Here is a 21,456-nt window from a genome sequence, read left to right as displayed (position 1 = left end):
CGTATCTCCGTGGTCGATCAGGTCAGCCACGATGGTAGCCGTACCCCGACGAACCGAAGGAACAAGATGACCAGCACCACGCTCCGCGAAATCAGCAGCCTGCCGACCACCGCCGCCGCGCTTTCGGGCGCCACGCTGATCCTCGTCGACTACCAGAACACCTACACGCGTGGCGTGATGGAGCTCGACGGCTGGGAGAGCGCGCTCGACGAGGCGGCCGCGCTGCTGGCCCGTGCCCGGGCCGAAGGCGCCACCGTCATCCACGTCATGCACGACAGCGGCGAGGGCAGCCCCTACGACATCCGACAGGAGATCGGGCGGATCCACGAGCGCGTGGCGCCCGCGCCGGGCGAGCGGGTCGTGGTGAAGACCGCGCCGAACTCGTTCGTCGGCACCGAACTGGGGGAGCTGGTCGACGCCGCCGGGCACCGGGACGTGGTGATCGCCGGGTTCATGACCCACATGTGCGTCACGTTCACCGCGGAAGGCGCGTTCCTGCGCGGGAACACCCCGACCGTGGTCGCCGGGGCCTGCGCCACCCGCGCCCTGCCGTCCGCCGCCGGTCCGGTGGCCGCGGCGGACCAGCACCGCGCGGCCCTCGCCACGATCGGTGATCTCTACGCGGTGGTCGTGCCGTCGGCCGCCGAGCTGCGTTAGTCCGTTTCCCGGAATATGGCGTGGATATAGGTCGCTGCCGGTGAATGGGCGGCATGACGAACCGGTTTCTCACGCGCTTCCTGCTTTCCGGGGTGCTGATCGCGACGATGACCGGTGCGGTGGCGCCCGCGGCCTCGGCGGGGCCCGCCGCACCGGACGCGTGCACCTGGACGCGGACCGTCCTGCCGCTGCCGTCCGGCGCACTCACCGGCGGGGTGGACGCGGCGGACGGCACCGGCGGCTACGCGGGCAGCGTCTCCTACGGCGCGGACTCCGAGCAGGGCAGCCGGGCCGTGCGGTGGAAGAACGGCCAGTTCACCGAGTTCGGCAACCTCGACGACCCCGAGTTCCAGAAGCGGCTGACCATCACCGGGGTGAACAACGCCGGGACCGTGGTCGGCATCGCCTACCAGCAGACCGGTTTCCGCGCCGCCATCCGGTCGCGCGACGGCCGGATGGAGCGCCTGCCCGAACTGCCCGGTGCCGGCCAGTCGATGGCCGAAGGCGTCAACGACAAAGGTGACATCGTCGGCGCCGTCGAGACGATGGCCGAGGACGGGCCCTTCTGGCATCCGGTCATCTGGCCCGCCGACGCACCGGGCACGGTGGTGGAGCTGACCGGCCTGCCCGGGACGCGGGCCACCGCCGACGGCATCGACGAGGACGGCACCGTGCTGGTCTCGGTCGAAGAGGACTACAACCAGGTGCCGTACCTCTGGCGGGACGGGGTGGCGCGCCGGTTGCCGCTGCCCGAAGGGGCTTACGACGTCATCACCCGGGGGATCTCGAACGGCCGGGTCATCGGCGAAGCCAGCTACGAGACGGGCGCCTTCTTCCGCAGCGTGCTCTGGGACCGGGACGGGCAGCCGCGTGAGGTGACGCGGTCCGCGGACATCCGGGGCATCAACGACGACGGGCAGCTCGTCGGCCGCACCGACGATCCGGACTGGCGCGAATTCGGGGTGTGGCAGCGGACCACGCTCGGCTCCACGCTGAACTTCACCGAGACCCACGGGCTGCAGCTCCTGGTGTCCAGCGACGACGGCGCGATCGCGGGCCGGAGCTGGGCGATCCCCGGTGGCAAGCACATGCCGACGGTGTGGACCTGCGGCTGACCATCCATTCAGGACAGAAAGGTGCTTTGGTGTCGGAGAAACGACTGAGACGCGTACTCGCCACGGCCGTGTTCGGGGCGGCGCTGGCGGCGATCCCCGCCGGTCCGGCCGTGGCGGCGGAACCGGCGGCGGCCTGCGCCTGGCAGAAGACCGTCTGGGACCTGCCGCCGGGCGCGGAGATCGGTGAGGTCGACGCCTACGACGGCAGCCGGTACGCGGTGGGCATCACCGGGCTGAGGCCGCTCTGGGGCGACGGTGTCGCCGACCCCCGGGGAACGTTGTGGGACAACGGGAAGGTGGTGTTCCGGGCCGACACCAGCGTGCCGCACCTGCGCGACGTGAACGCCTCCGGCCTGGTGATCGGCGACACCGTCGTCGACGGCGTCTTCCACGCGGTGACCGTCGGCCACGGTGGCCAGGTCACCAAGCTGCCCGCGAATCCCGCGTGGACCAGCTCATCGGCGTGGGCGGTCAACAACGCCGGCGACGTCGCCGGCTGGGCCGACGCCGGCTCGCGGCTCATCCTGGTGGTGTGGCCGGGGAACGCGCCCGGCACCTACCGCGAGCTGCCCACCCCGCAGAACCTCGGCTACCACCACCTCGCCGACCTCGACGAGCAGGGCCGGGTCATCGTGCAGACCGACGCCGGTACCGGCGGTTACGTGGTGGACCCCGCGGGTCAGTGGCGGGTGCTCGCGTCGATGGGCGCCGACGGCTCCAGCACGCCATGGGGCATCCGGGGCGGCCGGGTCGTCGGCAGCGTCGACGGAGCCGGCAGCTACGCGGCGGCCGAGTGGAACGCGCGGGGCGAACTGGTCCGCACCATCCGCACCGGTCTCCGCGAAGGGGTTTCCCTCGGCGGCAACGGGACCATCGCCGGTTACGGCTCCCAGTCGGGCGTGGTGCTCTGGCGTGACGGCGCGGTCGTGGCGCAGCCGATCACGACCAATTTCACGCTGGCCGGACTCAGCGACGACGAGCGCACGATCGCCGGGGTCGAGGCGAAGCGGCCTTCGCACTACCGCTGCTCCTGACGGCCCAACAGACGGGCTCAAACGGGCGAATGTCGCCTGTTTGAGCCCGTTTTCTTTTTCTGTTGCCCAATAACCGTCCGATGTCGGGGAATTGTTGGTGAGGGCCAGGAATTCGTTGTTACAGCATTGGTCGCGCTTCACGCGATCGAGTGGTGCTGCTGGTGGGCCGTGGTGCCGGCCGGGTGAATCTGTTTAAGTTTTCCCGGCTTTGAATTTCCCGTAGCAGAAAGTAAGGTTTGTGGATTTCGACGCACTGATCGCCGAGTTGCGCACTCTCCGGGAAAGCGTCACCGGGGTGACCGACACGGTGATAGCCGCGGTCGACGGGATCCCCATCGTCGCGGACGCGGCGATGAGCATCGATCCGGCGAAGCTCTCCGCGCTGGCCGCCGCCGACCTGGGCATCGCGCGCCAGGCGGTCGAGGTGACGGGCAAGGGAACGCTCGGCCAGACCGTGGTTTTCGGCAGTGAGGGCTACATGGCCGTCTTCGCCATCAGCCGGTCGGCGCTGATGGTCGTCATCGGAGACAAGGAGTTGAACGTCGGGCGGCTGCTGTTCGCCTGCCGCCCGGTCATCGAGCGGATCGGCTCGATCCTGGCCGACCGAGTGGGGTCCCGGCACTGACCGGCGGGACCCGGTCCCCGAGCACACCGAGGAAGTGGAGTTTTTCGATGAACATCGACACCGCACTGAAGGAATCCATGTCGATCACCGGCGCGCTCGGGGTCGCGCTGGTCGACTACGAGAGCGGGATGTCGCTCGGCACCGCCGGGGGAGGTGACTGGTTCGACCTGGAGGTGGCGGCGGCGGGCAACACCGACGTGGTCAGATCCAAGCTGCGCGTGATGTCCTCGCTCGCGCTCAACGACAGCATCGAGGACATCCTGATCACGCTTCGCCGCCAGTACCACCTGATCCGGCTGCTCGACACCGCGCTGGGCGCGCGGAGCACGCTGTTCCTGTACCTGGTGCTCGACCGCGACCAGGCCAATCTCGCGCTGGCGCGGCACTACCTCAAGCGCATCGAGTCCGAACTGCAGGTGTAGCTCACCCGGGGAGCGGTGCGCACGGCGGAGGAGGCGGTGATGACCCGAGACGGGTCCAGCATCGAGGCGCTGGCCGTCGGCTCGGCGTTCATGCACGACTTCGGGACGCTCTTCCCGGCGCGCCTGAAGCTCACCGGCGAGCAACTGGAGTTCGTCTTCGTGCTGCCGGAACACCGTCACGACGGCGAGGTGGTGCTCGACCACCCGCTCGTCGAGGCGCGCGAGCGCATCCGCCGCGGTTGCGCGGTCGGCGCGCCACTGCTGTACGTCGACGTCGGCGGCCGGTGGGCGCGGCTTCGCGTGGAGTTCGCCGGGACGGCAGTGCGGGCGCTGATCGTGATGCGGGAGGAAGCGCTCACCCAGGCGCCGAACGTGCCGTTCCCCGGGCTGTGGCAGGACCGGATGTCCGGCACGGTGCGGCTGGCACTGGAGGAGATCACCCGGATGCTCACCCGGTGCCACCACCAGGCGGGCGGCGCGCCACCGCGGATCGAGCTGGAACTGGCCTACCGGGCCGAACGGGACCACCGGGCCCGGTCGGCCGGCGCGCACGAAACGGTCAGGGAGTTCCTCGCGCCGGTCCGGCCGGTGCTCAGACTGCGGTGGCCGGTCGCGGCCCCGGGACAGCGGAAGGCGTTCGCGGAGAACCTGGCGGAGGTCACCACCGCCGGGAAGTGGCCGCGCCGCAGGCCGACCACGCGGATCATGGGCCTGGAAACGGAACTGCCCGCGTGGATCGCCTAGGCCGGGCTACTCGTTCTCCACGCTGTTGAAGGCGGGGAAGATGTTCGACCGCGTGGCCCCGCCGGCGTAGGTCACGGGGTCCAGTCGGCGTTCGCGCCGCAGATGACCACGCACGGGCGTTCCCCGGGGACCTGGCCGTCGAGCCACGCGGCGAACGGCACCGCGGCCGCCGGTTCGACGGCCAGCCGGAACTCCTCCCACAGCCGGTCGCGGGCGGCCAGGATCGCGTCCTCGGTGACGAGCAGCGACCGCACCGGGTGGCTGGACAGGATCCCGAACGGGACCGCCCCGGCCCGGGTGGCGCCGAGCGCGGACGACGCGACGGAGACCACCTCGGCGTCCACCGGTTCACCCGCGGCCAGCGCGTGGTGCAGGCACGCGCACCGCTCCGGTTCGACGGCGACGGTCAACCGGCCCGCCCCGCCCAGCGCGACACCCGCCGCGAGGCCACCACCGCCGACGGCGACCGCGATCGCGTCCACCTCCGGGGCGTCCGCCACGATCTCGGCCGCGACCGTGCCCTGCCCGGCGATCACCACGGGGTCGTTGTACGCCTCGACGTACCGGATGCCCGGTCCCGTCGCGGCCTCCCGCGCCGCGGCGGCGGCGTCGAAGTAGGTCGAGCCCGCGCGGACCAGGCGGGCCCCGGCCCGTTCGATGCGCCGCGCCTTGCCCTCGGGCACCGAGTCCGGCACAAAAACGGTGGCGCGGAGGCCGAGGATCCGCGCGGCGGTCGCCACGCCGATGCCGTGGTTGCCGCCCGACGCGGTCACCACCTCGGCCGGGAGGTCGCCGGCGAGCAGGGCATTGAGCGCGCCGCGCAGTTTGAACGAGCCGGTGCGCTGGAGGTGTTCGAGCTTGAGCGCGAGCGGCCTGCCATCGACCTCCGCGTGCAGCAGCGGCGTGCGCCGGACGTGCGGGCGGATGCGGTCGGCGGCCGCGGTGACCTCGGTGGTGAGCGTGGCTGTCATGGCTCCACCCTGCCGCCCGGAGTCGTTAGCGACCAGCGCTGATCACTTGCCCGACGTTAGCGATACTTATGGCGTGATCACCGCCGAACGGCTGCGCGTGCTGGTCGAGGTCGCGCACGCCGGATCCATCGCCACCGCCGCCCGGCGGATGGGGTTCACCCCGTCCGCGTTGTCGCAGCAGCTCGCCCGGCTGGAGCGCGAGGTCGGCTGCGCGCTGCTGGACCGGCGGCCCACCGGCGCGGCCCTGACCGAGGCGGGACGGCTGCTGGTCGCGCACGGCGAGGCGATCACCGGTGAACTGCGGGCCGCCGAGCTGGCCATCGCGGAACTGCGCGAGCTCCCGGCCACCGACCTGAGCATCGGCGCGTTCGCCACCGCCGGGCAGGTACTGGTCCCGCCCGCGCTCCGCGCCTTCCGCCACGCCCACCCGCGGACCCGCCTGCGCCTGACCGACCTCGAACCGCCGGACGGCTACGACCTGGTGCTCTCCGGTGAGCTCGACCTGCTGATCACCCACCGCTATCCCGGCGTCCGGCTGCCCCCGTCCCGCGGTCTGGCGCGGCGCCCGCTGCTGGCCGACCGCCTCCGCCTCGTGCTGCCCGCCGACCACCCGCTGGCGACCGCGCGGCGCCCGAAGTTCGAGGACTTCGCCGAGGACGACTGGATCTCCGGTGACGACGCCGCGCCGAGCCGCGTGTGCTTCGAAAGCCTGGTCACCGAGACCGGCGTGGCACCCCGGGTGGCCTACGAGACCCGGGACTACGCGGTGATCCTCGCGCTCGTGCGGGCCGGGCTCGGCGTGTCGTTCGTCCCGGACACGCTGCTCGCCGGAGCCGGCCGGGACGGGCTGGTGGTCCGCGACCTGACCGGCAGGCGGCCGGTGCGCGAGATCCACACCGTGCACCGCGACCGCCCGCCGTCCCACGTGCTGACCATGGTGTCCCTGCTCGCCGAGAGCGCGGCCAGGTCAGCTCACCGCTCGCTTGAGTAGCTTGGCGAGCTTCGCCTCGACCGCCGGGGTCAGCTCGGCCAGCGCGAACCAGGTGGCCCACAGGTCGCCGTCGTCGAGGTTCGCCTGGTCGCTGAAGCCGAGCATGGCGTAACGCGTCTTGAACTTCGACGCGGGCTGGAAGTGGCAGACCACCTTGCCGTCCCTGGCGTAGGCGGGCATGCCGTACCACAGCTTCGGGGTCAGGCCCGGCGCGTTGGCCTTGATCACCTGGTGCAGCCGCTCGGCGATCACCCGGTCGGCGTCGGCCAGGCCCGCGATCTTCGCGAGCACCTCCGGCTCGGTGTCGGCCTTCGCGCCGCGGCGGGCGCGGGTCTTCAGCTCCTTGGCGCGCTCCTTCATCGCGTCGCGCTCTTCGGTGGTGAAGCCGTCGTACTTCTCGGTCTTGCTGGTCATGATCGGTCCTTTCGGGGTTGGTCGGGTTCGGTTCCGGGTCACCACTGACCGGCCTGCTGGCGGGTCGGCGCGTTGAGCCGGTTGAAGGCGTTGGTGATGGCGATGTTCAGCAGCAGCGCGGCGAGTTCCTTCTGGTCGAAGTGCTTGGCCGCGAGGTCCCAGACGTGGTCTGGGACGGGGTCCGGCCGGTCGGCGAGCCGCGTCACGGCCTCGGTCAGCGCCAGCGCGGCGCGCTGCTCGTCGCTGAACCACGGGGTTTCGCGCCACGCGGCCACCGCGTGCACCTGCTCGTCGGTGAGCCCGTGCTGCCGTGCCTGGTGGACCCCGCCCGCCACGCACGGGCCGCAGCCGTTGACCTGGCTGGCCCGCAGGTGGCTCAGCGCCAGCAGCCCGCCGTCCACGCCGGCCCCGGTGATGGCCCGGTTGACCGCCATCAGGGCTTCCATCGCCTCGGGAACCAGCATCGCGGGGTTCGGCATGCGCTCGGTGGCCATCGGGTTTCTCCTCGTTCGGGGTGTCTCGCTGACAGGAGCAATACGACCACCAGCGCACCCCGGCCCGCGCCCTCCGTGGGACACCGTGGGACAGCGGGAAACGGCCTGACCAGCGGAAACACGGCACTGATCCGGTTCGGCGGGGCGGGACGGCTACGGTGTTCTCCGTGTCCAGCCCCCAGGAGCGACTGGTCGCCCAGCTCGCCAGGATCAAGGAGCTGAGCGGCCTCAGCCTGCGCGCCCTCGCCACGAAGGCGGGGTTGAGCAGTTCGTCGCTCTCGCGGTACCTGACCGGCAGGCTCGTGCCGCCGTGGGAGGCCGTCGTGGCGTTGTGCCGGGTCGTCGCCCGCGACCCGCGGCCGCTGCGCCCGCTGTGGGCGGAGGCCACCAAGGCCGGCGCGGCACCGCCACCACGCCGCAACGACCTGCCCGCCGACCTGTTCGACTTCACCGGCCGGGAGGCGGAGGCCGCGCAGGTCGAGGAGTTGCTGCGGACGGCGGGCGCGGTCGCGATCGATGGCATGGGCGGCGTGGGCAAAACGAGCCTCGCGGTGCACGTGGGCCACCGGCTCGCCTCGGCGTACCCGGACGGCGGGCTCTACCTCGACCTGCATGGCTTCACCCCGGGCCAGGAACCGCTGGACCCGCGCACCGCGCTGGGCAGGCTGCTGGCCGCGCTCGAGGTCACGCAGCCGCCGGCCGGCACCGCCGATCGCGCGGCGCTCTGGCGTTCGGAACTGTCCCGGCGGCGGGCGCTCGTGGTGCTGGACAACGCGGTCGACGCCGAGCAGGTGCGGCCGCTGCTGCCGGGCGCGGGCAAGTCCGCGGTCCTGATCACCAGCCGCCACCGGCTGATCAGTCTGGACGGGGTGCCGCCGGTCTCGCTGGCGCCGCTGGCGGACGGCGACGCCGCGCACCTGTTCGGCCGGGCCGCCGGGCTGACCGCCGCCGAGGAGGACGCCGTCGGCCAGGTGCTGGCGCAGTGCGGCGGGCTCCCGCTGGCCCTGCGGATGGCGGGGGCCCGGCTGCGCCACCGTCCGGGTTGGACGGTCGCGGTGCTCGCCGAACGCCTGCGGGACAACGCCGGGCGCTTCGACGCGGTGTTCGGCATGTCGGTGCAGCAACTGGACGGCACCCAGCGGCGGGTGTTCCGGCTGCTGGGCGTGCTGCCCGGGGAGGACTTCGACGCGGCCGTGGCCGGTGCGCTCGCCGGTCTGCGCCCGGCGGAGGTGAACGACGTGCTGGAGGAACTGGTCGACGCCCACCTGGTCCAGGAACTGTCCCCGGGCCGCTACCGGATGCACGACCTGCTCCGGCGCTACGCGGCGGACCTCGCCGCCGAAGAGGACACAGCGGACGCCGCCCTGCGCCGGGTGCTGGCGCACTACCTCGCCCAGGCCGTCGCGCACGACGAGACGTTGCCGTCACCGCACCGCCCGCGGCCTTCGCCGGGCGATCCGGCACGGGCGATGGCGTGGTTCGACCTCGAATACCCGAACCTGATCGCCGCCTTCGACGCCGCCGTCCGGCTCCGTGTGGACGAGGTGGTGGCCGAACTGCCGCGGGCCCTGCGGGTCTGGTTCTTCCGGCACCGCGGCACCGACGACCAGGCCCGGCTGCTCGAAACCGCCGCGGCCGCCGCCGGACGGCTCGGGCGCGACCAGGAACGCGCGTCGCTGCTGTCGGACCTGGGCTTCACCCGTGCCGCCGCCGGGCGGTTGTCCGACGCACTGGCCGCCTACGAGCAGGCCGAACGGTCCGAACCCAACGACCACCTCGCCGCCGGTCTGGCGCTGCGCATCGGTTTCGCACGGCGCGATCTCGGCGACCTCGTGGCCGCGCGGACACAGTTCCGCCGGGCCCGCGAGCTGTTCGAGAAGCTCGGGCAGGCGGGCGGGCAAGCCCAGGCGCTGGCCTTCGACGGCTGGGTGACCCTCCGCCTCGGCGAACCCGGCGAGGCCATCGAACTCGCCAGGGCGTCGGTGGCGCTGGCCGACGGGCCCGCGCGGATCACCGGGCTGGTCACGCTCGGCGTCGCGCTCGCCCCGGACGATCCGGCGGAGGCATTGCGCAGCCTGCACGAGGCGCTGCACCTCGCCGAACAGCACGACCTGACGCACAACCAGGCGTGGTGCCACAACTACCTCGGCGTCGCGCTGCGCCTCACGGGCTCACCCGAGGAAGGCCTCGACCACCACCGGCGGGCGCTGGAACTGCTGGAACCACTGGACGAAGCGCAGCTGGAGATCGACTGCCTGCACGCCTACGCCGAAACCTGCCGCGTCGCCGGCCGTCACGACGAGGCGATCGCCTTGCTCGACCGCACCATCGCCCTCGCCGGGAAACTCGACCGGCCGCACGACGAAAAGCTCGCCCGGCAGGCACGGGAAGCCATTACTTCGTGAAGAAATGGGTGCTGGGGCGAGCGATCTCCTCGCCGTCGACGAAGGTGTCCACCTTTTCGTTGTAGAAGCACAGCATGCCGCGAATCGGCATCAGCCCGGGCGTGGGGAAGTCGTACGCCCACACCAGATCCTCGTGCAGGTCGGCGCCGATCCGGATGGACCAGTAACCGGAGGTCGTGCCCTTGTACGGGCATTCGGTGACGGTGGCCGAGGGCACGAGGTGGCGGAAATCCACTTCGGTGCGGTTGAAGTAGTAGCGGGTGGGCAGTCCCGTCTCGAACACCAGCACCGGGGACGAGGATTCCGCCAGCCGCACGCCGTCCAGCTCGATCCGGACGTGACGGGTGGAGCGCAACGCGTCCACGCGGGTGTACGGATTGCGCGGGTGGACGAAGATTCGCTCGTCCTCCTCGAACCAGGCGTCGAGCGCGGCGAAGCCGAACCGGACGTGACCTGCGACGGCGCCCTCGTCGTGGACACGGGCCGTTTCGGGGCCGAGTGCGTCGAGCACACCGGCGGCGACGTCCGCCAGCGGGATGTAGTACTGCGGGTAATACGGCCATTCCCAGACATAGAGCGCATTCGTCGTGTCGAAGGCGAGGCGCCCGTGCAGGAACGCCCTGACCCGGCGGGGTGCCGGTTCCACTTGCTCCGTCATACCCGTCACGGTACGGGGGACGACCGGGCAGCACTCGGTGACGGATCGGGCAACACGACCGCACTCGGCTGACCCCGGCGGCCATCTTCGATTGACTCGCCGGGAACCGACAACCGGAGCAGGGGGAGCTGGCAGGTCATGGGGAACCCGCTTATTGCCGAGACCAAGGACTCGACAACGGCCATTTCGGGCATTCCGATCCTGGAATCGGTCAACGAGACCAGCAAGGCGATCGAGAGTGGTGACTGGGCGGCCGGGGTGCTGGGCGCGGCCGGGACCGCGCTCGACGCGCTCGGCATGGCGATGGATCCCTTCGGGTCGATCCTCGCCGCCGGGGTCGGCTGGCTGATCGAGCACGTCGGGCCGCTGTCGGACGCCCTCGACGCGCTCACCGGGAATCCCGATGAGATCAAGGCGCATTCGGAGACGTGGAAGAACGTCGGCACCGAGTTGTCCTCCATCAGCGCCGACCTGGCGAAGATGATCGAGGAGGACACCGCCTCCTGGACCGGTCCCGCCGGGGACGCCTATCGCGATCGCGGGGCGGACACGGCCACGCTGATCAGCAGCGCGCAATCGGCCGCCGAAGGTGCCTCCAGCGGTATCGGCACCGCCGGTGAGGTGGTCGGCGCGGTGCGGTCGCTGGTCCGCGACATCATCGCGGAACTGGTCGGGCACCTGATCAGCTGGGCGTTGCAGGTGCTGTTCACCCTGGGCATCGGCATGGCCTGGGTGGTGCCCCAGGTGATCTCCGCGGTGGCCAAGACCGCGATGAAGATCGCCGACATCACCGAGAAGCTGGTCCAGGCACTGAAGAAGCTGGCGCCGCTGCTGAAGAAGCTCGGTGACTCGTTCGGCGACGCGGCGAAGAAGCTCAAGGACATCAAGGGCGGCAAGAAGCCCGACACCAACACCGCCAAGGGCGACGGCACCTCGGCCAGCAACGCCAAGGGCGACAACAACAACTCCGGCCCGCCGACGCCCCAGCCGAACCGCAACGATCCGCCGTCGGAGAACCGCGGCCTGGACGGCGGCGGCTCCACCTCGTCCTCCGGCACCCGGGGTGGCGGCGGCAACCGCTCCGGCGGCAACAACGGCAACAACGGCGGCAACGGGAACAACGGCAACGGCCAGCCGGTGGGCCCCGACGGCCGGAACTGCAAGGGCGACCCGGTCGACGTCGCCACCGGTGAGGTCATCATCGAGCAGGTCGACCTCACCCTGGGCGACCTGGTCCTGCGGCGGACGCACGTCTCCTCCCACCGGGCCGGGCGCTGGTTCGGCCCGTCCTGGTCGTCGACCCTGGACCAGCGGCTGGAGGTCGGCGGCGAGCAGATCCGCTACTTCTCCGCCGACGGCATGGTGCTGGTCTACCCCCGCGTCGGGGAACCGGCCGAACCCGTGGCCGGACCGCGCTGGACGCTGACCCCCGTCGGCGAGGGCTACACGCTCACCACCACCACCGAGACGCTGCACTTCTCCGGTTCCGGGCGCACCCTGCCGCTGCGCGCGATCGACGGCGCCCTGCGCACCGAGGTGTTCTACGACGACCTCGGCGCACCCACCCTGCTCCAGCGGGCGGACGGCGTGCGCGTCGGCCTGCGCACGCGGGACGGGCGCATCACCGACCTGCGGGTGCTCGGCGGGGAGAGCAAGCAGGACGTCACCGTGCTGCGCTACGGCTACAACGAGCGGCGGCACCTGGCCGACGTGATCAACTCCTCCGGCCGCCCGCAGCACTTCGACTACGACGCCCAGGGCCGGGTGACCGGCTGGCAGGACCGCAATGGCGCCTGGTACCGCTACGTCTACGACACCGAGGGCCGCTGCGTCCGCACCGTCGGCGACGGTGCCTACCTCGACGGCTCCTTCACCTACGACGAGGGCGTCACCACCTACGTCGACTCGCTCGGCCACCGCACGGTGATCGAGTACGACGATCGCCGCCGCACCACCGCCGAGACCGATCCGCTCGGCGGCACCACCCGGTTCACCTGGGACGAGTACGACCGGCTCCTCAGCCGGACCGATCCGCTGGGCCGCACCACGAACTACGAACACGACGAGCAGGGCAGGCCCACGCGGGTCGTCCGTCCGGACGGCAGCACCGCCCTGCTCGGTTACACCGGCGCCGCGCTGACCTCGGTGACCGTGCCCGGCGAGGACCGGATCTGGCACCGCCACTACGACTCCGGCGCGCCGGACCCGCTGACCGAGCCGGTCGGCACCTCGACCGGCCTGCCGCTGGACGCGGCGGACACCGCACCGGCCGGGGTCGCCGCCGACCACGACCAGTTCGGCAGGCCGCGGGCGATCCCGGAGGTCGGCGGCGGGCACATCCTGCTCGGCTGGACCATCGAGGGGCAGCGCGCGTCCCGCACCGGCACCCGGCAGGAACGCGCCAGCTGGCGGTACGACGGCGAGGGCAACGAAACCGAGCACACCGACGAACTCGGCCGCACCACGCGCCGCGAGTACGGCCCGTTCGGCCTGCTCACCGCCGTCGTCGACCCGGCGGGCGGGCGGACCCGCTACGGCTACGACACCGAGCTGCGGCTGACCTCGGTCACTGACCCGGAGGGCCGCACCTGGACCTACGGGTACGACCCCGCGGGCAGGCTCGCCGAGCAGACGGACTTCGACGGCCGCACCCGCACCTACCGCTACGACGCCGCCGGTCAGCTCACGCACGCCACCGACGCCGCCGGTGAGGTCACCGAGTACCGCTACGACCTGCTGGGCAACCTCGTCGAGGTGCACGGCCCCGACGGCGTCACCAGCTACGCCTACGACCCGGTCGGTGAGGTCGTCCGGATCTCCACCGCCGAGTCCACAGTGGAGTTCGAGCGCGACGGGTACGGCCGCGTGGTCCGGGAAACCGTGGACGGACGCACGGTCACCTTCTCCTACGAGCACAACACGATCCGCCGCCGCACACCGTCCGGTGTGGACAGTGATTGGGCCTTCGACGATCTCGACCGGCCGGTCGCGCTGAGCACCGCCGGGCACGTGGTCCGGTACCGCCACGACGAAGGCGGCCGCGTGGTGGCCCGTGAGGTCGACGGGGTGAGCGTGCTGCGGCAGTCGTTCGGCCCCGGCGGGCGGCTCACCGCGCAGCAGCTGGACGCGGGCCAGGCGCCGGTCCAGCGGCGTGCGTTCGAGTACCTCGCCGACGGCAAGCTGGCCGCGTTGCAGGAGGACGTCGGCGGCCGCACCGCCCTGACCAGGGACGCCGCCGCGCGCATCGTGGCGATCTCCGCGGCGCACGGCGCGGAGGAACTGCGCTACGACGGCGCGGGCAACCTGGTCGCGTGGCCCGGCAGCACCGCGATCTCCTTCGACCACGACCACTTCGGCCGCCGCGTCCGCCGTCGTGAAGCACATCCGCGGGGGGAGCGGGTGTGGCACTACGAGTGGACCGGCGAGCGGCTCACCGGACTGCGGACGCCGGAGGGCGACCGGTGGCGGTACCGCTACGACCCGCTCGGCAGGCGGATCGCCAAGCAGCGCCTGCGGCCGGACGGCGGGATCGCCGAGACCACCTCGTTCGTCTGGGACGGCGCCACGCTGATCGAGCAGATCCGGGTCGCCGACGGGGTCACCGAGAGCACCACCTGGAACCACCTGCCCGGTACGGCGACCCCGGTCACCCAGCTGGACCGCGGCCCGGCGGGGGAGCGGTTCCACTCCGTGATCACCGACGCGGTCGGCACGCCGACCGAGCTGGTCGACGAGCACGGGCAGCTCGCCTGGCACAGCCGCCGGACGCTGTGGGGCCGCGAACTGCCGTCGTCGGCGGCGCGGGCGAGCACCCCGCTGCGCTTCCCCGGCCAGTACGCCGATCCCGAATCCGGCCTGCACTACAACGTCTTCCGCTACTACGACCCGGCCTCGGCGCGGTACCTCAGCCAGGACCCGCTTGGCCTGACCGCCGGGCCGAACCCGTTCGCCTACGTCGGTGACCCGTTCGGGGACAGCGACGTGCTCGGCCTGGTGTGCACCCGCAGCAGTGATCCGGACCGCGCCCCGACCACCCCGAACTCGACGCACAACCCGGGCAACACCGGTGGCAGCGCGACCCCGCCCGGCCGGCCGGTGCCGCCGGGCTGGAAGCGGCCGCTCCAGGGCCCGACCGCCGAGGAGCTGGTCAACCTCGGCAGGCACTGGAACTCCCAGGTCTGGATGAAGAACGGGTCGAAGGCCGACACCAAGGCCTACCTGGACAGCCTGCCGCCGCACACGAAGATCGGGCTGGACCACCACGGCATCAAGCTGAACCACGGGTTCCAGCAGTACGACCCGGTGGTCCGGATGGACGGGCACAAGCTCACCAGCTACCAGGGCTTCGTCGACAAGGTCACCGCCGGCCCGGACGGCGGCAAGCACGCCGCGGCCGACCTGAACGACTGGGCCAGCGGCCGCAAGACCTTCGACCAGCTGCCGCAGCACGTCAAGGACATGGCCACGATCACCCACTTCGCCGAGGTCGGCCGGGGTTATTCGTACGACGTGGCCAAGTTCAACGACAAGATGGGCGACATCGCGAAGATGAACCCGGCCGACGCCGCGGCGGAGTGGAAGAAGGTCAACGACTGGTTCCCGCCGAGCCTGACCTACAAGCAGGACACCACCGGGACGATCGGCAACTTCACGCCGTAGACCGCTTTTCGACCGGTGCCATCGCTGATTTCCTGGAAGGAACGACACGGTGAAGAAGATTCCCGCCCTGCTGCGGGTGCCCCTGGTGCTGGCCGTGTCCGCGGGCCTGGCGCTGCCCGCCCCGGTGGCGGCCGCCGCCGAGGGGTGCGGCCCGGCGCACCCGGTCCCGCTGAGCGAGATCTCCATCCAGCTCTACACCTTCGCCGAGTACGTCGGTTTCGGCGACGACGAGGCCACCCACGCCCGCCTGCGGACCGTGCTGGCCGAGCTCGCCGACATCGGCTACCGCAACGTGGAACCGTTCACCTTCAACGGGTTGACCGCCGAGCAGTTCCGTGACCTGTTGCGCGAGTACGGCTTGCGCGCCACCAGCAGGCACGGCAGCACCGACGAGGCCGGGTGGACCGCCGAACTCGCCGACTCGCGCACGCTGGGCCAGCGCCACGTCGGTTCGGGCGGGTCGGCCGCGCCCGGCCTGGGGTCCTATGAGGACACCCTGGCGACCGCGGCCACGCTGGACCGCCTCGGCGTGCGTTCGGTGGCCAACGGGACCGGCAAGGTCTACGTGCACAACCACCAGCACGAGTTCACCACGAAGTACCCAGACCCGGTGACCGGCGAGCTGGTTTCGGCGTGGGAACTGCTGGTGCGCAACACCGATCGCCGGTACGTGACCTTCCAGCTCGACATCGGCTGGGCCTACGACGCGGGGGAGGACGTGGCCGCGCTGCTGGACCGGCTCGGCGACCGCATCGAGCTGCTGCACGTCAAGGACGGCGTGCGGACCGCGGCCGAGCTGGAGCAGCGGCCGCTGGGGCACGGCGAGCTGCCGCTGCCCGAGATACTGGCCGCCGCCCGGGGCAAGGTCCGCAACTACGTCTTCGAGCAGGACCCGGTGTTCTTCGGCGAGGTCGACACCATGCTGGACGAGGCACGCGTCTCGTTCGACTACCTCGACTGCGGGAGCTGAGCGCCCGGCATCCGGGCCTTGAGCACGTCGATCTCGCAGCCCGGGATGGCCGGGTCGAAGCCGTGCTCGGTGAGCCAGCGGATCCCGCGCAGGCTGCGCAGGGACCACCACGCGCGGATCACGTCGCGGTCGACGTCGGTGCCGTAGCCGGCCAGGACGTCGTCGAGGCGGTCCTCGTTGCCGAGGGTCAGGGTGGCGAGGTCGTATAAGGCGTCGCCCGGGGCGGCCTCGGTCCAGTCGAGGATGCCGGTGACCCGGTCGCCGTCGACGAAGACGTGGGCGAGTTGCAGGTCGCTGTGCGTGAACACCGGTTTCCACGGCCGGAGCGCGGCCTCGGCGACCTGGCGGTTGTGGGTGACCAGCTCGGCGGGGAGGACGTCGTTGGTGAGGAGCCAGTCGCATTCGGCGTCGAGTTCCGCGGTGATCTCGTCCAGGTCCCGGCCGGGCCAGGGCGGCAGGGGCGCGTCGTGCAGCGCTCGCACGGCAGCGCCCGCCGCGGCCCACGCGGCCGAGGATGTGGTGGGCGGCTGACCGAGGCGGCCGAGCGCCTTCCCCGGGAGGGCGGCGAGGGCAAGCACGGGCGGCTTGCGCCACAGGACTTCCGGCGTCGGGACCGGCGCGAGCGACATCGCCGCCACCTCGAGGTCGGCCCGCGCCTGATCGGTGTCGACCTTGAGGAACACCTCGCCGACGCGGAGAGTCGCGCACTCCCGATGCGCGACGACGATCTCGAGTTCTGCCATGGCACTCATTATCGACACTGGGGGCGGCCAGGCCGGTGGCGCCTTACCAGGACCCGAGGTCGGTCAGGCCGGTGGCGCGTTGCCAGCGGCGCTCGAGGTCGGCGAGGCCGATGGCACTCATCATCGGCAACCGAGGTCGGTCAGGCCGGTGGCACCGCCGTCGGTGAGGTTCCGGCAGATCTCCGCGACGGCGGCCTCCGGTTCGATCCGCCACAGCACCACGTCGGTGTCCGTCCCCGCGGCGGCGAGCACGGTGCCGTCCGGGGAGAACGCGAGGTCGTTCGGCGGCCCGGTGAGGCCGTCCGCGACGGCCAGCAGGCCGCCGTCGGCCACGTTCCACAGCCGGACGGTCGCGTCGGCGATGGTGCCCGAGGCCAGCACCAGGCTGTCCGGGGAGAACACCAGATCCCGGATGGCGGACGGGTGCGGCGCGCCCACCTCCCGCAGGACCCGCCCGTCGGCCGCAGCGCGCAACCGGAGCTGTTCGCCGTCGCCGGTGGCCAGGGTCCGCCCGTCCGGGCTGATCGCCAGTCCGGTCACGAACTCGGGGCCGAGCGGCGTGGACCACGCTTCGCCGAAGTCCGTGGTGCGCCACGACCGCAGCACGCCGCCCGTGGTGGTGTCGCTGGTGGCCGCGAGGAGGTTCGCGCCGTCGGGCGAGAAAACCATGCTGTACGCGGAGAACGCACCGAGTTCCAGTACCTTCCGCTCGGTCAGCGTCGCGGTGTCGAACAGGTGGACGCGGAAGTCGTCCGCACCGCGCGAGGCCGCCGCGATCAGCGCGCCGTCCGGGGAGACGACAAGATCGCCCCGCAGTTCCCGGCCGGGCAGCGCCACCGTGCGCGGTGCCCCGCCACCCGGCGGCGTGACCCGCACGACGCCGTTCTGCACGGCTTCGACCCGGGTGCCGTCCGGGGTGTAGCGGAGCACGCTGACCAGGCCCGCGTCCGAGGTGAACTGGTCCCGCTGCTCGCCGGTCGCCGGATCCCACAGGTGCACCGCGCCGGTGCCGTCGGAGGCGGCGACGGTCCGGCCGTCCGGGGCGAAGGCGATGCCGATCACCGGTCCGCTGGGTCGCGTGTACCAGGAGGTGGCGCGCTGCCAGCGGGTCACCTTGCCGGTGACCGCCGCCGCGGCCACGGTCCGGCCGTCCGCGGAGACCACGAGGTCGGCGACCGGGTCCCGGTCCCACGCGTAGTTGCCTGCCCGCTGACGGGTGCTCACGTCCCAGCGCTGGACCTCCGCGCCGACGCCGGCGAACAACCGCATCCCGTCCGGGCTGAACGCCATCGCGCCCGGCCCGAACTCGCCGCCGAGGCGAAGCGGGTCCTGTGGCGCCCCGGTTTCGCTGTCCCACAAGCGGATCTCGGTGTCCCGCTGGCTGCTGGTCGCCAGCACCCCCGGCGCGAAGGCGACCCGCATGCCGCCCTCGGCGGAATGCGCTTCGACCCGGGTGACCAGGGTGCTGTCCCCGGTCCGCCACAGCTCCACCACGCCACCCGCCCTGGCCACGGCCAGTCGGTCGCCGGCGCCGAACGCGAGGTCGTGGACCAGCGACCGGTCACCGGGCAGCCGGCGCACCTCCTGGCCGGTCGACGGATCCCAGCCGACCACCGGAAAGTCCAGTGACAGGCCGACGGCGGCGAGTTCCCCGCCGTCCGGCCGCCAGGCGAGCCGGAAGACGCCGGGCAGGGTGCGGACCAGGCGCCCGCTGGGCACCTCCCAGATCCGCAGGCCGAACGCCTCCGCCGACGTGGTGGCCAGCAGCGAACCGTCCGGGGAGAACTCGACGTCGTCCACCGCTTCGGTGTGCCCGCTGAACTCGGCGGGCAGCGGCTGGTTGGCGCGGAGGTCCCAGACCACGATCTTGCCGTCGGGACCGCCGACGGCCGCGTATTCGCCGCGGGGGCTGATATCGGCGGCGTGGGCGGTGCCCAGACCGGAGTCGAAGGTGGCCGGGTAGGTCAGCGTGGACGCCGTGAGCAGCGCGCTGCGGGCTTCCGTGGTGTGCGCGGTTTGCCAGGCCGACAGGGCTTTGCGCATCGATTCGCCGGGAGCGGCGTCGGCGTTCCGCAGTGATTCCGCCGCGTACTGCCGGGAAAGCGCGTTCAGCCGGTCGCGTTCCGCCTCGTCGCGCGCCACGAGCGCGAGCACACCCGCGGTCAGCGCCGCCACCAGCAGCACGGCCAGCGCGGCGACCAGGCCGCGTAGGCGGCGGGCCGAGCGCTGCTGGGCCCGTTCGCTCGCCCGCAGGAACTCGCGTTCGGCGTCGGACAGGTCGGTCCGCGGGCCCGCCCACTCCTGTGCGGAAGCCAGCCGCAGACCCCGGTACAGCGCGCCGTCGTCACGGTTGTTGCTCGTCCAGTACCGGACCGCTTCGTCGAGTTGCTGGCGCACCAGCAGTCCGTGGCGATCTTCGTCCACCCAGGCGCGCAGGCGCGGCCACGCGGTGAGCAGGGCCTCGTGGCTGATCTGCGCGCCGCTCTGGTCCGCGGTCACCAGCCGCGCTTCGATCAGCGGGGTGAGCACGGTCAGGTCGGCCTCGTCGCGGCGGACGTGCCTGCGGACCGCGCCGCCGCCGTCCACCACGGTCACCATGCGCAGCAGCGTCCGCCGCAGCGCCTCCCGTTCGGTGTCCCCGAGCGCGCCGACGATCCGGTCGGCCGTGCCGGAAACCGCGTGCTCGATCCCGCCGGTCCGGGCGTAGCCTTCCGCGGTCAGGGTGTGGCCGGCACGGTTGCGCCAGGTCTCGTGCAGTGCGTGCGCCAGCATCGGCAGCGCGCCGGGGTCGTAGTCGGCGCCCTCGCGCACACCGAGATCGGCCACCAGCCGTTCGGCCAGCCCGGCCTCCACCACCAGTCCGGCCTTCGACGCGGGTTCGGTGACCACGCGGTGCAGTTCGTCCGGCGTCATCGGGCCCAGCACGAACTGGTCCGGCAGCGCGGCGGCGAGCGGTTCGAGACGGGTGCACTGCTCGTAGAAGTCCGCCCGCACGGCCAGCACCACCAGCGCGGGCCCGGCGTTGGCCAGCGCGGTGGCGAAAGCCAGTCGCTCGGCCGCGTCGACGTACGGCGTGAACACCTGCTCGAACTGGTCCACCACGAGCACCAGCCGGGCGGATTCACCGGTGGCCAGCGCGGCCTGCCGGGCCAGGGCCCCGAATTCGGCCGGTGCCGCACGCAGGTCCCGTGCCGCGGCGACGGCGTTCACCCCGGCGAGCGCCGCCACGCGGGCGGCGAGTTCGCCGAGCGGGTTCGCGCCGGGGGACAGGACCAGCCGGGGCCAGGCCGCGGAACCGGCGGCGGGCAGCGCGCCATCGGCGAGCGCGGGCAGCAGACCGGCGTGCAGCAGCGAGGACTTCCCGGCACCCGAGGCGCCCACGATCACCAGCGGGCCGGGCCGGTCCAGGCGGGCCAGCACCTCGGCGACGGCGTTTTCCCTGCCGTGGAACCATTCCGCGTCCCCGGCCTGGAAACTGGTCAGCCCGGGGTACGGGCAGGGGCCGTCGGCGGGCGGCGCGGGGGCGCGGTGTTCCGGCTTGAGCCATTGGCGCACCTTGGTCACGGCGACGAGGAAGCGGTGCGTGACGTCGCTCTGCTCGCGTTGCTCGGTGCGGGCCAGCAGCAGTTCGCGCTGGACGTCGCCGAGCGTCCTGGTCGATTCGGCCAGCGCCTGCTTCAGGTCGGTGAGCATCCAGCGGAACTCGTCGAAGTCGTTGCCCAGCACCGCGATCGCGCCGACGAGTTCCTGGTGCAGGTCGTGGGCGTGCTCGGCGGACTCGGTCAGCGCCGCGCCGACGCCGTCCACCGCCCGCAGTACCTGCCCGACTTCTTCGCGCAGCCGCAGCGTTTCCTCGCCGGAATCCTCCAGCCGGGCGCGCAGCTCCTCGGCGACGGCGTCCCGCCACTGGTCCCCGGTGGGCTCGATGCCCTGGCGGCGCATGCGATCGGCGGTGTCGGCGAGCACGTTCGCGAGGTAGTTGCCGCCCATACCGCCGAGCTGGTCGAGCGCGGTGGCGAAGGCGTCGGTGCCGCCGAGCGCGGCCCCGGCCACCGGCGCCACCGCGGCCGCGGTGAGGAAGGCGTAGGTCCCGTAGGGCGTCACCTTCCGCAGGCCGCGACCGGTGCTCTTGCCCGCCGAGCGCACCCACTCGCGCACCCCGCGCCGCGCCCGGCGATTCGCTTCGGGTTCGTCGGCGGAGTTTTCGACATCGTCTGCCGGTGGCATCGATCCCCCTCGTGGTCGCGTCACCCACCGTACTGGGCCGGTGATCACGATCGGATGACCACCGGCTTCGGTCACGCCGCCGTGCGCGAGGCCGCCGCGGTGGCCGGTGGCCCGGGTCCGCGGGTCCGCTCGGCCTGACCGCGGCCCGCGGTGCGGACGCGCCTGTCTGCCGTGCGGACGCGCCTGTCTGCCGTGCGGAGCCCGGTCGCACGAGCCGACCCTGTAGTCGGCCTGGCGCTCGACCACGCATGCCTCAAGCGGGAACGAATGAAGACCTCTTCATATGTGTGTTACGGTGCCGAGAGTCCGGGTGCGTTCGGTGCGGAG

At 72.2% G+C, this 21,456-nt stretch carries 16 protein-coding genes; 10 read left to right on the top strand and 6 right to left on the bottom strand.

The window, feature by feature from the left end:
• The first annotated feature begins 66 nt into the window (after positions 1-66).
• From JYK18_RS35685 to JYK18_RS35660, 6 genes are all read left to right on the top strand, one after another.
• Positions 67-657, top strand: a complete 591-nt coding sequence (locus tag JYK18_RS35685; protein ID WP_206807792.1) for an isochorismatase family protein — start codon at positions 67-69, stop codon at positions 655-657.
• A 53-nt stretch (positions 658-710) separates the two neighbouring features.
• Positions 711-1,772 (top strand): hypothetical protein, encoded by a 1,062-nt coding sequence (locus JYK18_RS35680; protein ID WP_206807791.1) that lies wholly within the window; start codon positions 711-713, stop codon positions 1,770-1,772.
• A 29-nt stretch (positions 1,773-1,801) separates the two neighbouring features.
• On the top strand, positions 1,802-2,806 hold the full coding sequence (locus JYK18_RS35675; RefSeq protein WP_206807790.1) for a hypothetical protein: 1,005 nt from the start codon (positions 1,802-1,804) through the stop codon (positions 2,804-2,806).
• A 238-nt stretch (positions 2,807-3,044) separates the two neighbouring features.
• Positions 3,045-3,431, top strand: a complete 387-nt coding sequence (locus JYK18_RS35670) for a roadblock/LC7 domain-containing protein (RefSeq protein WP_206807789.1) — start codon at positions 3,045-3,047, stop codon at positions 3,429-3,431.
• Positions 3,432-3,478: 47 nt separating this feature from the next.
• The gene (locus JYK18_RS35665) at positions 3,479-3,853 is read left to right on the top strand and encodes a hypothetical protein (protein WP_206807788.1); all 375 of its coding nucleotides are present in this window, start codon (positions 3,479-3,481) and stop codon (positions 3,851-3,853) included.
• 39 nt (positions 3,854-3,892) lie between these two features.
• Entirely contained in the window at positions 3,893-4,597 is a 705-nt protein-coding gene (locus JYK18_RS35660) for a hypothetical protein (RefSeq protein ID WP_206807787.1), read from the top strand.
• A gap of 71 nt (positions 4,598-4,668) precedes the next feature.
• Here the strand turns inward: JYK18_RS35660 and JYK18_RS35655 are convergent, their stop codons facing one another.
• Positions 4,669-5,568 carry a serine/threonine dehydratase gene (locus JYK18_RS35655; RefSeq protein ID WP_206807786.1) on the bottom strand — a complete coding sequence of 300 codons (900 nt, stop codon included), beginning with the start codon at positions 5,566-5,568 and terminating at the stop codon, positions 4,669-4,671.
• Positions 5,569-5,641: 73 nt separating this feature from the next.
• On the opposite strand from JYK18_RS35655, the gene JYK18_RS35650 reads away from it, so the two are divergent.
• Complete coding sequence (locus JYK18_RS35650; RefSeq protein WP_206807785.1) at positions 5,642-6,559, top strand: LysR family transcriptional regulator; 918 nt, start codon at positions 5,642-5,644, stop codon at positions 6,557-6,559.
• On the opposite strand, the gene JYK18_RS35645 is transcribed toward JYK18_RS35650, so the two are convergent.
• Positions 6,536-6,973, bottom strand: coding sequence for an iron chaperone (locus JYK18_RS35645; RefSeq protein ID WP_206807784.1), 438 nt, complete (start codon positions 6,971-6,973; stop codon positions 6,536-6,538). The genes JYK18_RS35650 and JYK18_RS35645 overlap by 24 nt on opposite strands.
• Before the next feature lie 38 nt (positions 6,974-7,011).
• Positions 7,012-7,467: a carboxymuconolactone decarboxylase family protein gene (locus JYK18_RS35640; protein ID WP_242582415.1), complete on the bottom strand. Its 456-nt coding sequence runs from the start codon at positions 7,465-7,467 to the stop codon at positions 7,012-7,014.
• 167 nt (positions 7,468-7,634) lie between these two features.
• Here JYK18_RS35640 and JYK18_RS35635 point away from each other — a divergent pair, with 167 nt between their 5' ends.
• A complete protein-coding gene (locus tag JYK18_RS35635) occupies positions 7,635-9,872 on the top strand; it encodes a tetratricopeptide repeat protein (RefSeq protein WP_206807783.1) in 2,238 nt (745 codons plus the stop codon).
• Here JYK18_RS35635 and JYK18_RS35630 read toward each other — a convergent pair.
• Complete coding sequence (locus JYK18_RS35630) at positions 9,862-10,530, bottom strand: DUF427 domain-containing protein (protein ID WP_206807782.1); 669 nt, start codon at positions 10,528-10,530, stop codon at positions 9,862-9,864. The genes JYK18_RS35635 and JYK18_RS35630 overlap by 11 nt on opposite strands.
• Positions 10,531-10,668: 138 nt before the next feature.
• On the opposite strand from JYK18_RS35630, the gene JYK18_RS35625 reads away from it, so the two are divergent.
• Positions 10,669-15,189, top strand: coding sequence for an RHS repeat-associated core domain-containing protein (locus JYK18_RS35625; RefSeq protein ID WP_206807781.1), 4,521 nt, complete (start codon positions 10,669-10,671; stop codon positions 15,187-15,189).
• A 49-nt stretch (positions 15,190-15,238) separates the two neighbouring features.
• Entirely contained in the window at positions 15,239-16,159 is a 921-nt protein-coding gene (locus tag JYK18_RS35620) for a sugar phosphate isomerase/epimerase (protein ID WP_206807780.1), read from the top strand.
• Here JYK18_RS35620 and JYK18_RS35615 read toward each other — a convergent pair.
• Both JYK18_RS35615 and JYK18_RS35610 read right to left on the bottom strand, forming a co-directional pair.
• On the bottom strand, positions 16,138-16,902 hold the full coding sequence (locus JYK18_RS35615; RefSeq protein WP_206807779.1) for a phosphotransferase: 765 nt from the start codon (positions 16,900-16,902) through the stop codon (positions 16,138-16,140). The genes JYK18_RS35620 and JYK18_RS35615 overlap by 22 nt on opposite strands.
• Before the next feature lie 120 nt (positions 16,903-17,022).
• Complete coding sequence (locus JYK18_RS35610; RefSeq protein WP_206807778.1) at positions 17,023-21,129, bottom strand: WD40 repeat domain-containing protein; 4,107 nt, start codon at positions 21,127-21,129, stop codon at positions 17,023-17,025.
• Positions 21,130-21,456: the final 327 nt, after the last annotated feature.

It is taken from the genome of Amycolatopsis sp. 195334CR (assembly GCF_017309385.1).
Taxonomy (GTDB): domain Bacteria; phylum Actinomycetota; class Actinomycetes; order Mycobacteriales; family Pseudonocardiaceae; genus Amycolatopsis.
Note: the sequence above shows the minus strand (reverse complement) of the source record. Positions and strands in the feature narration are given on the sequence as shown.

Coding starts and splice junctions, on each gene's coding strand:
- JYK18_RS35685 (WP_206807792.1), top strand. CDS start 67: ATGACCAGCACCACGCTCCGCGAAATCAGCAGCCTGCCGACCACCGCC.
- JYK18_RS35680 (WP_206807791.1), top strand. CDS start 711: ATGACGAACCGGTTTCTCACGCGCTTCCTGCTTTCCGGGGTGCTGATC.
- JYK18_RS35665 (WP_206807788.1), top strand. CDS start 3,479: ATGAACATCGACACCGCACTGAAGGAATCCATGTCGATCACCGGCGCG.
- JYK18_RS35660 (WP_206807787.1), top strand. CDS start 3,893: ATGACCCGAGACGGGTCCAGCATCGAGGCGCTGGCCGTCGGCTCGGCG.
- JYK18_RS35655 (WP_206807786.1), bottom strand. CDS start 5,568: ATGACAGCCACGCTCACCACCGAGGTCACCGCGGCCGCCGACCGCATC.
- JYK18_RS35645 (WP_206807784.1), bottom strand. CDS start 6,973: ATGACCAGCAAGACCGAGAAGTACGACGGCTTCACCACCGAAGAGCGC.
- JYK18_RS35640 (WP_242582415.1), bottom strand. CDS start 7,467: ATGGCCACCGAGCGCATGCCGAACCCCGCGATGCTGGTTCCCGAGGCG.
- JYK18_RS35630 (WP_206807782.1), bottom strand. CDS start 10,530: ATGACGGAGCAAGTGGAACCGGCACCCCGCCGGGTCAGGGCGTTCCTG.
- JYK18_RS35625 (WP_206807781.1), top strand. CDS start 10,669: ATGGGGAACCCGCTTATTGCCGAGACCAAGGACTCGACAACGGCCATT.
- JYK18_RS35615 (WP_206807779.1), bottom strand. CDS start 16,902: ATGGCAGAACTCGAGATCGTCGTCGCGCATCGGGAGTGCGCGACTCTC.
- JYK18_RS35610 (WP_206807778.1), bottom strand. CDS start 21,129: ATGCCACCGGCAGACGATGTCGAAAACTCCGCCGACGAACCCGAAGCG.